Source organism: Saccharicrinis fermentans DSM 9555 = JCM 21142, from assembly GCF_000517085.1.
In the GTDB taxonomy this organism is placed as follows: Bacteria; Bacteroidota; Bacteroidia; order Bacteroidales; family Marinilabiliaceae; genus Saccharicrinis; species Saccharicrinis fermentans.
The window spans coordinates 4,264,445-4,278,697 of record NZ_KI912107.1 but is presented as its reverse complement, the minus strand read 5'-3'; the positions used below and the strand labels follow the sequence as shown (position 1 = coordinate 4,278,697).

The window sequence follows — 14,253 nt, the reverse complement described above, 5'->3', positions numbered from 1 at the left end:
CTTTTCGTTTTATTAACTATGTAATATTATATAGGGTGTAATGATGATGTAACGGGTCTGTAGGCTTTGTAACTTTGAAGGAGGACTATGCGGATGGTTAAATGTCAGGATGGTTTCATCGAAATAAATGGATCGCTAAAACTACAACGGGATGAATAGTTCATTTAAATTGTTTTTCATGGTACTGGTGCTGCTTGCCAGTCAGCATTCCTTTTTAATGTCGCAAAGGAGGAATAAGGGAACCAGTAAACGCGAAATTCGAAAAAGACAGGAGGACGCCAATAAAAAGAGTGAATATAATAAGTTTAATCCGCTGCAGCCGATGGGCTATAAGGCTTCCAATGTTCGTACCGATTTTGTTTGGAGTTATGAGACAGCTGGTGTGGTTCCTCAACGGGCCGGTGATATTAGTATTATTATGCCATCACGGTTTTCTGTCAGAAAAGGTGTTGAGTTTGGTACTTCATTGGCTGGTTTGGGAGTGGTACCGGCTTTTTACGTAAAAAAAGAATGGTTGGGGGGTGAATGGTATTTTGCTTCACGTCATCAAGTGTATTCGTATGCTCCCATGTTATATTGGGGACAAAAAATGGAATACTCCAGCATATTTCCACTGGATAGAAATTTGCCTATTAGTATTGGGGTTAAGAATGAACTTATTTTGAGTAAGCCTTTTTTAAAGGATATTCAGTGCGGAAGTGTTGAACAGGCCTATATTGTTGTTACGGGTGCCATTGCCTATGATTATGGGTTTGAGGTAGAGAAGACTGATGTTGAATATATGCAACGAAAACTCCTTCGCCAACGAAGCAATGTGATTCTGGGGGGAGGTGGTTTTGGCTCGGCTAGGCTGCAAGGCGATTTTTATGTTCGCAAAAATTTGTATGCCACAGTGGCTGTAAGAGCTTTGTTCTCTGATGGTAGTGCAGGCAATTCTCTGGAACAGAATTCGTCGCTCAGATTGAAGATAAGTCCTCATTTTTCACTGATGGCTGGTTATTGGCTCACCTTGGGTAAGGGAACAGAAACGCCTGTATTGCCTATTGTAGACCTGACTTATCATTTTGGACTTAAACAGGGGCGTGAGGAAGGACTCTTCAAAAGATAATTGCTTGAAGGCTGCCTTTTCATGTTTAACTTTGGAGACAGCCTTCGGTCTTTTTGTACTATAAGGCTATTAAAAAAATAGCTGCCATTAGCACGAGCACTTGTAGTAGTAGGAATCTTACGGGGATGTCTAATTTGTTGATTTTGAATAATTTTGTAAATAGGACATTTTTCATAGTTGGTGATTTTTTTAAATGGTTACAGTTACTTAGACTTGTATTTTTGTAAAAGGTTGCGTTATGAAATTAAAAAAAATGGAAAAGCCTATTAAATAAGATGATAAACTCTTTTATTTGTCTTTATTATTTCCTTTATTTGTGTAAACGAAAATTTATTGTGATTCGTATAAATTATATATCTACTTCTACTAATGCCAATAGCTTTGGTTCAAAGGCTATTACAAATCATTCTTTTATGGTATTGGATATGATGTGTCGAATGATGATGACATTGTAATGTCGCGACGCATTGTATTTGAATAATAAAAACAAATAACTTCTTAATATAATGCGTCACGCATTCAGAAGTGGAATTGCTATTGTTTTATTATTTATTAAATATTATATATCATGGCTGATTTAAAATTTGAAACGCTACAATTACATGCAGGACATCAGGTTGATTCTGACACTAATTCGCGTGCTGTACCCATTTATCAAACCTCATCTTTCTTGTTCAATGATTCGGAACATGCAGCTAACCTGTTTGGTTTGAAGGAGTTTGGAAATATCTACACGCGTATTATGAATCCCACTAGCGATGTTTTTGAAAAAAGAATGGCGGCTCTTGAAGGGGGTACAGCTGCCGTTGCTGTAGCTTCAGGACAAGCGGCGCAGTTTATTGCATTAACCAACATTTTGCAGGCGGGAGATAACTTTGTGTCTACCTCGTATTTATATGGGGGTACTTTTATTCAGTTTAAAGTCCAGTTTAAACGTCTGGGTATCAATGTTCGTTTTGTAGAAGGTGATGATCCGAAGGATTTTGAGGCTCGTATTGATGAAAATACAAAGGCTATTTATGTTGAAACCATTGGTAATCCAAGGTTTAATATTCCTGATTTTGAAAAACTGGGTGAGATTGCCAAACGTCATGGTATCCCTTTGATTGTTGATAATACCTTTGGAGCAGCGGGTTATTTATTTCGTCCGTTGGAACATGGTGCTAATGTTGTTGTGGAATCTGCTACTAAGTGGATTGGTGGTCATGGAACATCTATTGGAGGAGTGATTGTGGATGGGGGTAATTTCAATTGGGGCAATGGTAAGTTTCCTTCATTGACCGAACCTAGTGAAGGTTATCACGGACTGAAGTTCTGGGATGTTTTTGGTGAGGGTAGTCCATTTGGAAATATCGCCTTTGCTATTCGTTGTCGTGTGGAAGGTTTGCGTGACTTTGGTCCTACATTGAGTCCTTTTAACTCATTTTTGTTGATACAAGGACTGGAAACGTTGTCGTTGCGACTAGACAGAACAGTGGAGAATGCCCTGAAAGTTGCATCGTGGTTAGAAGGTCATGCGGAGGTAGAATATGTAAATTATCCAGGATTGGCTAGCTCGAACTATCATGAACTGGCTAAAAAGTATTTGAAACGTGGTTTTGGTGGCGTTATGACTTTTAAGATCAAAGGAGGCAACGATAGAGCCGATAAGTTTATTGAGTCGCTAGAGTTGGTGAGTCATCTAGCAAATATTGGTGATGCAAAAACACTCATTATACATCCCAGCACAACCACTCACGAACAATTATCTGTTGAAGAACAAAAGGCAGCAGGTGTGGAGCCCGGATTGCTTCGTTTGTCTGTTGGTATTGAGCATATTGATGATATATTGGCTGACTTAGAACTAGGTTTTAAGAATTCATAATTTTCATGGGGTATCATCAAATGATTGTACCCCATATTATTCTTAATTTAATAGATTCATTATCCTGATAAGATGAAAAAAAAATTAAAAATTGGATTGGTCGGTTTCGGCGTAGTTGGACAGGGCTTATATGATGTGCTTCAAAAAAGTCCGGCTTTGGATGCTGAGATCGTAAAAATTTGTGTAAAGAATAAAAGGCAACGTGCTTTGCCTGAAAGTATGTTCTGCTATTCTGGTGAAGAGTTGGTGAAGGATGAAAATATTAATTTGGTTGTTGAGTTAATATCGGATGCAGATGCTGCGTTCCATATTGTCGCCGCTGCTTTAAGAAATGGGAAAGATGTCGTTTCGGCTAATAAAAAAATGATTGCAGAAAACTTGGCGGAACTCATCAAGCTTCAAGAAGAATATGGGGTTTCTTTGCTGTATGAAGCTTCTGCTTGTGGTAGTATACCTGTTATTCGCAACCTGGAGGAGTATTATGACAATGATTTGTTGCTGTCTGTTACCGGAATTCTTAATGGATCCTCAAATTATATACTGTCAAAAATATTTGAAGAAAACAAGGGCTATGCTGAGTCGTTAAAAGAAGCGCAGGAGTTGGGGTTTGCCGAGGCGGATCCTAGTTTTGATGTGGATGGTTTCGATTCCTTATTTAAGCTAGTGATCTTAACGGCCCACAGTTTTGGTACGGTAGTGAATCCGGAAGAAGTGCTTCATTATGGCATTTCGAATATCTCGGATTTTGATATTCGCTTTGCCCGAGAAAAAGGTTACAAGATTAAGTTGGTGGGGCAGGTTGAAAAACTCGAAGAGAATAAGATTTCTTTGTTTGTATTGCCTCGCTTGGTGAAGAAGGATAAGTATATATACAATGTGGAGGATGAGTTTAATGGTGTTGTGATTAAGGGATTAGCTTATGATAAGCAGTTTATGTTTGGTAAAGGAGCTGGAGGTTATCCAACCGGTTCTGCTGTTCTGTCTGATATTACTGCCATTGGTCATGATTATAAATATGAGTACAAGAAAAAGAATTTTTATAAAGAATTTTTATATGTGCAGTCGGGCGAGATCGAAATCTATCTTCGGTATCGAAAGGATGAAGATTTAGCTCACTTTAATTTTATTAGTATATCAGAGGAATATACAGGTCCGGAATATAATTATAAGATTGGCTTAATTTCTATTAAGGAATTGTTGGCCATCAAAGATCACCTTAGGGAGATGGATATTTTTATTGCGGTGACCCGAAAGACGTTAAACTATTAATTAGAAAATCTGTTTCGAATTAAAATTACTGCCAGTCAAGTAGGCAGTTAACTTGTTTCAATTCACCATAGCGGTGCTGTGTCTCATTTTAATAAGTTCTTGATTGATTGTGTGTTTAGTTCTCGAGAAGAACTAAAGGAATTGGTTTCGGGTGCAAAGAAATGCTTTGTGTCTATTGTCCACAGAAGAATGCTTGTTTTAGGATGTAAAACAAAATATTTTGCCGTTTTAACAAGCAGTATCTGTGGACAAAATATTATAATTTAGCGCTTGGTTTCGAATAAGGCCTCAGATACATTGATGGCGTAATTTCCAATTTTCTCACATTCGTGAAAAATATCGGTGAAAACAATTCCTTCATCGTAGGAGTAATCGTCATTTTTTAGGCTTTCCAGGTGTTCAGACTTTAGTTGGTGGTAGTATTGGTTAATTTGTTGTTCAATTTTATTGGCTCTTGTCAGTTCAATTTTTTTCTCTTCGGTGTTTAAATTCTGTCGCATGGCTGTTAAGGATTCTTCTACCAAATTAAACATCAAATCTAATTTATCCATCATGGTGGGTGAAAATTTGATGTGGTTTTTATGCATGCGATTGATGATACGGGCCAGTGTAAAGCTGCTATCACCGATACTTTCCAAATCACTGACCAATTTTAACATGGCTCTAATTCTTGCGCGGCTTTGTTCGCTGAGTTTTCCCTGTGAAACTTTGGCCAGGTAATTGGCGATTTCCACTTCCACATCGTCACTGATTGACTCATATTTTTCTATATTGGCATAGTGTCTGTTAAATTTCTTTTCGTTTTCCTCCAGTAATAATTTTCTGTTGAATCCTAGCATTTTATTGGTATGCTTGGCATAGGACTGTAATTCTTTTTTAGCTTGTAAAATAGAAAGTTCGGAGGTGGAGAGCATGCCAGTGGTAATATATCTAAGTTTAAACTCTTCTCCTTCTTCACCTTTATGAGGAACAAGTTCAATAATGACGCGGTGTATGAATGGAACAAAGCCTATAAAGAGAAGTAGGTTAATGATGTTAAAGGAGGTGTGAAACAGGGCCAGGGCGAAAGGAATAAGAGCCTGTGGGTTTTTTACAGAAACAGCATTAACGTTACTAAGGCTGTCTTTAATAAAAGAAGTATAGGGTGTGAAAACGCATAACATCCAGACCACGCCTAGTAGGTTAAATAACATATGAACGCGAGCAGTTCGTTTGGCCGAGATATTACCTATGGTGGCTGCAATATTGGGGGTTATGGTGGTTCCTACATTTTCGCCTAAAATCATTGCTGCACCAAGTTCATAGGGTACCCATCCCTGGCTACAAATGACAAAGGTAATGGCTATGGTAGCGCCTGAGGATTGTACGATGATGGAAAGTAGGCTGCCAATAAGAAGAAAGAGTAGGATGGATGCAAAGCCTAAGTTGGTATAGTCGGATAAGAAACTTAAAATTTCGGGGCTGCTATTGACGTCCGGGAAGGTGGTTTTGATGAAGTCAAGACTCATAAATAAGATGGAGAAGCCAATAATGGCTTCACCCCATGACTTATGACGGGTACTCTTGGAAAATACCAGAGGAAAACCTACAGCCATTAAGGGTAGTGCATATTCCGTAAAGTTAAACCTAAATCCGAACAAAGATATGAGCCAACCGGTAATGGTAGTGCCCACATTGGCTCCCATTATTACACCGATAGATTCCATCAACGAAACCAAACCGGCATTTACGAAACTAACGACCATTAAAATGGTGGCACTGGACGACTGGATGGTAGCAGAAACTAACAAGCCAGTTAGTACACCCAAAAAACGATTGGAGGTCATCGCGGCAAATATGCTTCTCATCTTGGAGCCTGCAACCTTCTGAAGGGCTTCGCTCATGAGCTTCATTCCATACAGGAAGAGGCCTACAGCTCCTATCAGTTTTAGTAAATCTATTAACGAATAATCCATTTGACAATTTTAATCGTGAAGTTGGCGCTATAAAAATAGTAACATTTTCAGATTGAAGTTGTTTTTAAAGATAAATAGATGATGAATTATTCAGAAAAGTTTACGATTCGCTCTTATTTTGGGGCTATATGTACGAAAGATGGCATTTATTCATAAACAGTATGTTAAAGTAATATAAAATTTGTTGTGGCTGTGGTTTTATCCTTGGCTTCCATACCTTCGTGTTTGATATGAAATATATTTAATAAGCATCTTCATGATAGCGTTCTTCTTGCATGAGTTTGTCCATATCTTCTGATGTTCCGGTGAGTAATGCTGTTAGGGTATGTTTTACATCGGCGGCCATTTTCATGGAGCCACATACATATAGATGGGCACCTTGCGATAAGTAGTTAATTATTTCGTTGGTATGAATGGGTAATAGATCTTGTACATGTTGTCTTTTATTTCCGTCTCGTGAAAAAACAAGATCCATGCGTTGCAGTATTCCTTCTTTTTTAAAGTGTTGAAGTTCATCTTTATATAAATAATCGCAGGCGTGGTTCTTGTCGCCCCAAATAAGCCAGCATTTATTTTTAATATTTCTGTGTTGATAATTCTGTAAGAAGGCTCGGAATGGTGCAATGCCGGTGCCTACACCAATCATAATGAGCGGGCTATCTTGTTGGGGAAGCCTGAACTCCAAATTGGGGTAGTGTTTGAATGTTAATGTATTTCCCTCCTTTAGTTTTTCTGTTATCTGTATGGATGCGGCTCCTTCGTGTATGCTGTTGTTAAATAAATAGCGGATAGCCTTAACTGTGAGGTGTATTTCGTTAGGATAGGTTTCTGTGCACGAGGCAATCGAATAATAACGATTTTTAATGCTGGGAGCGATCTCTTTTAGCTTCTGAAAATCCAGGTGGGCAGGGAAGTCATTTAAAAGATCTAAAAAATTAGCCTTTGATAAATAGCGCTTGGCTTTGTGCTGATTGTTAAGCAATGCTGCTAAATCCTGATTTTCTGATGCCTCGCAATAGCGGCGGGCCGTTTTTTCTGAAACCGAAGTTAGCTCTACATTCTTTTGTAAATACATGTAAGAAGGGGTTGCGGTCATAATGCCTATTTTTTCACCCAACGCTTTTACAATCCAATGTGGATTTTCTGGTTTTATTTCAATAGAATCACCAGGTTTTATATGGGTGAGGCTATCATGTGTTTGTAAAACAAGATGATAACAGGGTTTCTCAGAAGTGCCATTGGTAATGGGCTGTACTTGTTTTATCCTTGCAACTTGTTCGGAGATAGCGTTTATCTTTATATCCTTTGATAGGGTGTTGTTGTACTCGTTGTGATTAGTTTTTGCTACTACTTCTTTGATCCAGGCCGTAGCTGGTTTTGCGAAATCTGTATCACAGTCTACTCGCGATAATATTGCTGTGCCTCCTAGTGCTGAGAGTCTGGTATCTAGCATTTTACCTGCCTGACAGAAATATGCATAGGAGGAATCACCCAGTGCACATATTGCATAATTTAACTTGTCTAAGTTAGGTGTGTCATGATCCAGATAGTGAAAGAAAGCATTGGCCGATGGAGGCGGAACGCCTTCTCCATCTGTACTGATGACTATAAATAGTTTGTCGAGGTGGGGTATGGTGGTCAGATCAACCTTGGATATACTTTTGCATTTTATTCGTATTCCGTGATCTGAAAAATGCTGTTGTGCTTTTTGAGCGACTAATTTTGAGTTTCCGGATTTGCTGGCATAGGCTATTAACCAATTGTCTTGAATATTTTTATGTGTCTTTTTTGTTTGCGTATGTGATTTGGCTGGCATTTGAAGTCTCCATTTGTTTTTGAGGCGTTTATACCATAGCCAGGTTCCGGTAACCGGTAATGACATTGCTACCAAGCAGGTTATAAAATAGAGTATTAAGCTTGGCCAGCCTAATATTTCTCCTGTGTGCATGGGAAGTGACAATGCAATAAATTGTTCGCTGAGGGACTTGTCTCTGAATAGTTCCATGTTTTTGAGCTCTCCTTTTTTGTTGAGTTCAATAAGGTCTGGAAGTAAAGCGTTTAAAACGTTTTCACGGTTTATTTTTGTTACGCTTATCCAGCTATTGTCTTTATCCGGTAGCTTTATGGTGGTAATAGCTTGGTAGGGTAGTAGTTTGTTGCTAATGCGTGTAATACTATCTAAAGAGATGATGGGCTGTGGAGTTTCCTCTTTCGCATCTTCTTTTTGTGCCATGATTTTGGCCAGAGATTCTGCAAAGGATGCCGAAAGTTCACTGTTTACCTGAGCACGTTCGTCTCCGGTACTTTGTGATATAACCGGATTTCCACCTAGGGCAACAATCAGTGCACTTTTAACCCAGGGAAAGGATATATACAGACCTAAGATGGATATCCAAAGCATTACAGGAATAAAGTAAAATCCCAAAACATTGTGTAAATCAAGAATAAACCTGGAGTTTCCTTCTTTTCTTTTGATTGTTAGTGCCCTTCTTAGTCCTTTCCATCTTTTGGGAAACCATAATATCCATCCAGATAATAGCATAAAAACAAATATTAAAATGGATATGCCCACGATTGTTTTGCCTATGTTGTTTATCAATAGGTTTTTATGTAAGGATAGTATGAGGCTGAAAATATTTCCCAATGATGTATTTCGTTTGCCTAATATATCTCCCGAATAGGGATCTATAAAATACATTCCTGCGTTTGCTCCTTCAATCGAACTATAATGGACTTCAATACTCCTGTTTTTAGCATTGTAATTGGTGATGCTGTTTATATGGAGTCCTTGTTGATGAAGCCTTGACGAAATGCTGTCTAAAGAAATAAAGGCCTGATCCCTTGTTTCTATATAAACTTTTTTATAGTTGATGGCATTTTCTATTTGGGTTCTGAAGGTATATAAAGCACCTGTTAAGCAAACTAGAAATATAATTAATCCGGCTGCTAAACCTAAATATAAATGCAGGTTGTATATTGTTTTTTTGATGGAGGGTGGAATGTTCATCACTTTCGGGGCATGGATGTTAAAAGTTTGTACTGTAGGTGTTTAACTTTTCTTTGTATGATAGACTCGTTTGCTGCAACAAAATCTTGATACATAAGTAAGAAAAGCAATATCCCCCAAAGTCTATTCATTAAACCCGAATGAGGCATTAGAACTTCGTAATAGATTTTCAAAGGCATTTTACGGGTTAAAAATATGAATAGATTTTGGGGTGGACTAAGTAGTTAAAATAATAATAAGATATTATTGTTTTCCGTGTTCTCCACGAAAGCTAACCTCTTGTACAATTTTTAAATACTGATTGTATTGTTCTTCGTTGAGGATATTTTTAATGGCATCCTTACGGTTTTTGTCAAATTGCATCCAATATGCTTTGGCTGCTTTGTGATCGCCGTGATATTTATCGTGGGCATTCACATATGATTTTTCAAATGCTTGATCAACAGCCAGCACTATTTCATATTGTTCTTCGGTCAGTTGGAGTTCAGATTTGATTTGAGCCAGTATTTTTTTTGTGTAACCAGCTTTACCAGGGATATTGTTTTCCATAAAATCAGCATATTTTTCGAATTGTTCTTTATTCAATATCTTATGGATTTCTTCCCCTTGGTCTGCAAAAATCTGTTTCATCTGTGCCATCACTGCTTCTCTGTTCATGTTACCGGCAGATCGAGCAGCAGCAAATGTTTCTTCACGTTTTTTTTGATACGCTTCGGTTATGTTGTCAAACTGTTTTTCTTGTTCAGCATTTAACCCTAGTTCTTTTTTCACGACAGCATAATCAGGTCCTCTTTTGCCTTTCTCTGAAGAACAGGCCAGCATGCTTAATACAAGCATGGATATGATCACAATATTTTTCATATGTTTAAATTTATCTTTTAATGGTTATATGGAACTCGCCTAAGTGATTCATTTTTTTGTGAGTGAAGTATTTATCATGGCTCGTTTCATGTCTTTTTATTTTATAATCAAAAATGTGTGTATCTTCTCAAAATGCTAATACACACCTATGTAAAATGAACTTGCACCTGTAGTCACCGAGGCTCCTATTTCAAATCCGTCGGCACTTTCAGAGGTGGTATCAAAAATATATACGTTTCCGCTACCGCCGATGGGCGCAAGAACCATATAAACTTTTCCATCTTCAATCACTACATTTTGGTATTCCAGTAGGTATAAGCCGGTTGGAACATTTAACTCGATGGCTGTTTTATTGATCAGATCTACCCTTGCTACACCCCAGTAAATGTTTTCATAATCTCCACTTGTTGAGTTGTATTCGTCCACATCATAGTAGGTGACATAGCCAATGCCATCACCGGCATAGAACCATCCTGTAGAGGCTATATTTCTGCTGAGTGCCTCATTCAGATTAAATGAATAGCTATTGTCGTAATCTCCGTTGCTAAGTTTTAAAAAGTGTGTATCTTTTCCTTCCACCTTATGAACCAAAGGACCTGCGCCAGTTAGTTGATATACATCTCCATTTTCACTGAGGTGCATGGTAGGAGTTCTGTATCCATTGGTAGCCCCTACGACACCGTCGATAGTTGATTCTATCAGCACCGGATTCTCCAACGAAGGGTAATCAAGTACCATGGTTTGTATGTTTAGATGGTTTCCTCCAATGCGGTTTCCATCGGCATCATACTGATATCTTTGCATCCCGTAATAGACCTTATTCCCAGAAACAATGGGTGCGTCAATCCGAAAGGTGTAAAAATCGTTCTCTGTATCCGTTGTACTTTTGGGAATTGTAAACTCCTGAATAGAACCAAAAGAAAGGTCTTCCAGATTCACTGACATAATACGGGCTGTTGCTACTTCCTCCACATAATTACCATCTTGGTCTGTTATGGTTTCTGTAGATACGTTGTGCATGAGGGCAGTGGTGCTGCTCACTGCTTTCCAACGTGGGAAGGCAGTGCCTATGGCATATTCTGCAGCGGCTTCGTCTTCAATAGAAAAGTTGGTGTTTGTTCCCACCGAAAGTTTGGAAATATCTGCGCTACCATAGTCCATGTTATAGATGAACCCATCGTTTACAGAAAATAAACGGGCTGCATTGGTTGACTGTATCTCGAAACCATTGCTGGCCACATTGATATTTGTACCGGTTGTTAGGTCTGTAAAGCCTTGCAAATATGCTGTGGCTGTATTGTCTCCATTGTTGATCTCCTGAGCCAGGGTATAAATTTTTGTGGAATCATCTTCTTTATCAGCTGCGTCCTCATCGTCACTACATGCGCTATTTAAAATTAGACATCCCAATAGGGCTGCATATGCAAAGGTTCTAAATGGTTTTGTTTTCATGATGATAAATATTAATGAATTGAATAATTAATTTTAAAAAAAATAGCTCTGCCCGGTTTCTGCAGGGCAAAATTGTCGTATAATGTTTCGTTGAAAATATTTTTTGCATCCAGACTTATGGAATAGTTCTTTTGTGGAAAAGAAATGTTAATGCCGACATTATGCGAAAGCTGAGAGGGAATCATATCCTTATTGGCAGAACCACTACTGGAGTAGTTCCTGAAATACTCATGTATGTATTTTGCGCCGTAAGAAATATTGGTTTGGCTATGATTGAATATGATATTCTCCAATGAATATTTTATGCCGTAGTTAAAATGAAAATAGGGTTCATTTCGGAGTCTGTCTTTATAGTAGGAATAGGCGGCACCATTTTCATCATACTGTGTGTTGAATCTGGCGTTTAATACAGACATGGCCATCTTAATGCTTAGCTTTCGGTTGTACATGTAGTTGAGGTCTAAGTCAACTCCAGTGCTTAAGACATCATCTAAGTTTTCAAAGGCGTAATCTTCATCACTCACCGAGTTGGCCTGACGTATCATGTCCTTTGTATTTCGGTAGAAAAAGTTTGTGATGAACGATAAGTAATGTTTGTTGATGGCTGAGGTGCTGTAGTTAAAGCCCATATTGGCATTCAAACTTCTTTCGGGTTTTAGGTTATAGTTGGTGGTGATATTTTCTGTGTTGTTGCCAAATATTTCTTCAGACTCTGGCAGTCGGACACCATTTTCGATCGAAAACTGCCCTATAAAATCTTTGAATATTTTATAGGATGAGGCCATACCAAAGCCTGTGTTTTTATAATTATTTTTTACATGTTCCTGTTCAATGGCATTGTTGAAGTCTGAATTTCTGTATAAGGCGTTCACATCCAGGTTGTAATATTTTATAAAAAATGAAGATGTGAGACCAGGGATGAGTTCATTCGTTTCAACGGTCAGACCTGCCACATTTTTAATGTAGCCTTTGTCATCTAGTAGTTCTCGTTCTTTGAGCGTTAATAGTACATCGTCTCCTGATCTGTTAAAGTCGGTTCTGATGTAATTAGCACCAAGTTTTAGTTGGTGGTTTAGCTGGTAGGTGATGTTTATACGATTGATTAAACTGGTTTCTATGTCTTCGTTTAATGTGGGATCACCTGCTTCTCCTGGTGTTGTATAGTCAATAATGTCACTGTGTATACGTCCGCTCCAGTCGTACTCCTGAGAGGTAGTATCAACAATTTGACGTGTTAAATGAGAATACATCGTAAATAAGTTGATATCTAATCCCTCGGTTAAGAAGTTGGACTGGATATAATTAATGCCTGGAGCTATGGTAGACGAATTATATTCTCGTTCACCATATACTACTTCCATGGTTGATCCCGTTTGGATTTCTTTATCCATATGGGAGAATACTAAATTGAACAAGAGCTTGTCGGCCCATTTTTTACCAGTAAAACCAATGTCAAATTTTCCGCCATAGGATAGGTATCCGTCGTTAAACCGTTGGGCATCTATCCGTTTGATTCTTCCAAGAGCAGGATCGCCATCGTAGGCTTCCACATCTTTAACCGTGTAGTTGTTGTCGGAGTAATTGTAAAATGCATTTCCTTTAATAGTGAATCCTGTTTTGTTATCTCTTCGAACTCCGTTGATAGATGCCTGATGGGTATTAAAAGAGCCGATGGAATAGGAAAAATCTAATCCGTTTTTGGCATCATCTTTTGTGGCAATGTTGACCGCTCCGCCCAAGGCATCATTGCCTAGTTTTACGGGTACTACGCCTTTGTAGACTTCTATTCTGTTAATGGAGGAAGGCGGAATGCTACTTAAAGAATAGGAAGGTCCAAAGTAGTCCATGGGGATGCCATCGATAAAGAAACGGATTGCATTTCCACTTAAGCCATTGAGGTTGTAGGAAAGCCTGGAACCCAGTCCTCCTTCCTGTTTCACCTGAATGCCTGCCATCCGATCTAAAAGTTCATTGGATTGTACGCTCTGTAAACTAGCGCCTTTGGTTTCTACTGTGTTTACAGCGAAACCTTTTTGTTTGATGAGTGTAGATTTGCTTTTGGTACTTACCACTATCTCATCGATGTCCTGAGTGCTTTCTTCCAGTGTTTCGAATATGTTTATGTTCTTACCTTTTTTGAGGTTAATGGTTATGGTCTTTTGTTTGTATCCCATGCTTCGGATGGTAAGGCCTGCTTTGCCATCGAACTGGGTTGCTAGCTGAAAAGTGCCTTGGGCATCAGTCACTGTTCCATTTCCTGTGTTATTAATGGCAACGGTTGCGAATGATATGGGTAATCCTTTTTGATTGAGAATGGTTCCTTTTACGACACAAGGCTTGTTTTGTGCCTGTATATTGAAGCAAAACACACTGCCAAGTAAGCACAGTAAGAGTAGGTAGTACATCCGGTTCTTCATCATTGCGATCATGGTGATTTGTAGAATCAATCTAAATAAGTTAGGGCAAAAGTAAAGGAGTGGTTCAGAGTGATCAATCCCAATAAATAGGTATTTCATTACCTAATAGTAATGATGCTCAAGTGATGGGCAATATGAATGGAGGTCTTTGTGTCTGTAAAACAGTCATATACGAAAGTGGTGGTGATGGCTAATAGTGGGGAGGAGGAAGCTGATTGCATGCTGCATAAAGAGATACGTAGCTTGCTATTGCAATGGAGCAGACTTAAATATGTTTATCTGATTATTATTAAGAAGTGATATTCTTGTCCTAATTATTG

Annotated in this window: 8 protein-coding genes; 3 read left to right on the top strand and 5 right to left on the bottom strand. The window is 38.4% G+C overall.

Annotated elements, in window-relative coordinates:
* Positions 1-151 precede the first annotated feature (151 nt).
* The 3 genes from CYTFE_RS0117400 (at position 152) to CYTFE_RS0117390 (ending at position 4,241) form a co-directional block, all read left to right on the top strand.
* On the top strand, positions 152-1,108 hold the full coding sequence (locus CYTFE_RS0117400; protein WP_154665691.1) for a hypothetical protein: 957 nt from the start codon (positions 152-154) through the stop codon (positions 1,106-1,108).
* A gap of 568 nt (positions 1,109-1,676) precedes the next feature.
* Positions 1,677-2,972, top strand: a complete 1,296-nt coding sequence (locus CYTFE_RS0117395) for an O-acetylhomoserine aminocarboxypropyltransferase/cysteine synthase family protein (RefSeq protein WP_027472846.1) — start codon at positions 1,677-1,679, stop codon at positions 2,970-2,972.
* Between the two features lie 72 nt (positions 2,973-3,044).
* The gene (locus tag CYTFE_RS0117390; RefSeq protein WP_027472845.1) at positions 3,045-4,241 is read left to right on the top strand and encodes a homoserine dehydrogenase; all 1,197 of its coding nucleotides are present in this window, start codon (positions 3,045-3,047) and stop codon (positions 4,239-4,241) included.
* 263 nt (positions 4,242-4,504) lie between these two features.
* Here CYTFE_RS0117390 and CYTFE_RS0117385 read toward each other — a convergent pair whose 3' ends face one another.
* From CYTFE_RS0117385 to CYTFE_RS0117360, 5 genes are all read right to left on the bottom strand, one after another.
* Positions 4,505-6,196, bottom strand: a complete 1,692-nt coding sequence (locus CYTFE_RS0117385; RefSeq protein ID WP_027472844.1) for a Na/Pi cotransporter family protein — start codon at positions 6,194-6,196, stop codon at positions 4,505-4,507.
* Between the two features lie 241 nt (positions 6,197-6,437).
* The gene (locus CYTFE_RS0117380; RefSeq protein ID WP_027472843.1) at positions 6,438-9,203 is read right to left on the bottom strand and encodes a sulfite reductase flavoprotein subunit alpha; all 2,766 of its coding nucleotides are present in this window, start codon (positions 9,201-9,203) and stop codon (positions 6,438-6,440) included.
* Between the two features lie 243 nt (positions 9,204-9,446).
* Positions 9,447-10,064, bottom strand: a complete 618-nt coding sequence (locus tag CYTFE_RS0117370) for a hypothetical protein (RefSeq protein ID WP_027472841.1) — start codon at positions 10,062-10,064, stop codon at positions 9,447-9,449.
* Between the two features lie 135 nt (positions 10,065-10,199).
* Complete coding sequence (locus CYTFE_RS0117365; RefSeq protein WP_052343267.1) at positions 10,200-11,516, bottom strand: hypothetical protein; 1,317 nt, start codon at positions 11,514-11,516, stop codon at positions 10,200-10,202.
* An 11-nt stretch (positions 11,517-11,527) separates the two neighbouring features.
* Positions 11,528-14,032 (bottom strand): TonB-dependent receptor, encoded by a 2,505-nt coding sequence (locus CYTFE_RS0117360; protein ID WP_081736022.1) that lies wholly within the window; start codon positions 14,030-14,032, stop codon positions 11,528-11,530.
* Between the last annotated feature and the right edge of the window lie 221 nt (positions 14,033-14,253).

Coding starts and splice junctions, on each gene's coding strand:
- CYTFE_RS0117360 (WP_081736022.1), bottom strand. CDS start 14,032: ATGAAATACCTATTTATTGGGATTGATCACTCTGAACCACTCCTTTAC.
- CYTFE_RS0117385 (WP_027472844.1), bottom strand. CDS start 6,196: ATGGATTATTCGTTAATAGATTTACTAAAACTGATAGGAGCTGTAGGC.
- CYTFE_RS0117395 (WP_027472846.1), top strand. CDS start 1,677: ATGGCTGATTTAAAATTTGAAACGCTACAATTACATGCAGGACATCAG.
- CYTFE_RS0117365 (WP_052343267.1), bottom strand. CDS start 11,516: ATGAAAACAAAACCATTTAGAACCTTTGCATATGCAGCCCTATTGGGA.
- CYTFE_RS0117380 (WP_027472843.1), bottom strand. CDS start 9,203: ATGAACATTCCACCCTCCATCAAAAAAACAATATACAACCTGCATTTA.
- CYTFE_RS0117370 (WP_027472841.1), bottom strand. CDS start 10,064: ATGAAAAATATTGTGATCATATCCATGCTTGTATTAAGCATGCTGGCC.
- CYTFE_RS0117390 (WP_027472845.1), top strand. CDS start 3,045: ATGAAAAAAAAATTAAAAATTGGATTGGTCGGTTTCGGCGTAGTTGGA.
- CYTFE_RS0117400 (WP_154665691.1), top strand. CDS start 152: ATGAATAGTTCATTTAAATTGTTTTTCATGGTACTGGTGCTGCTTGCC.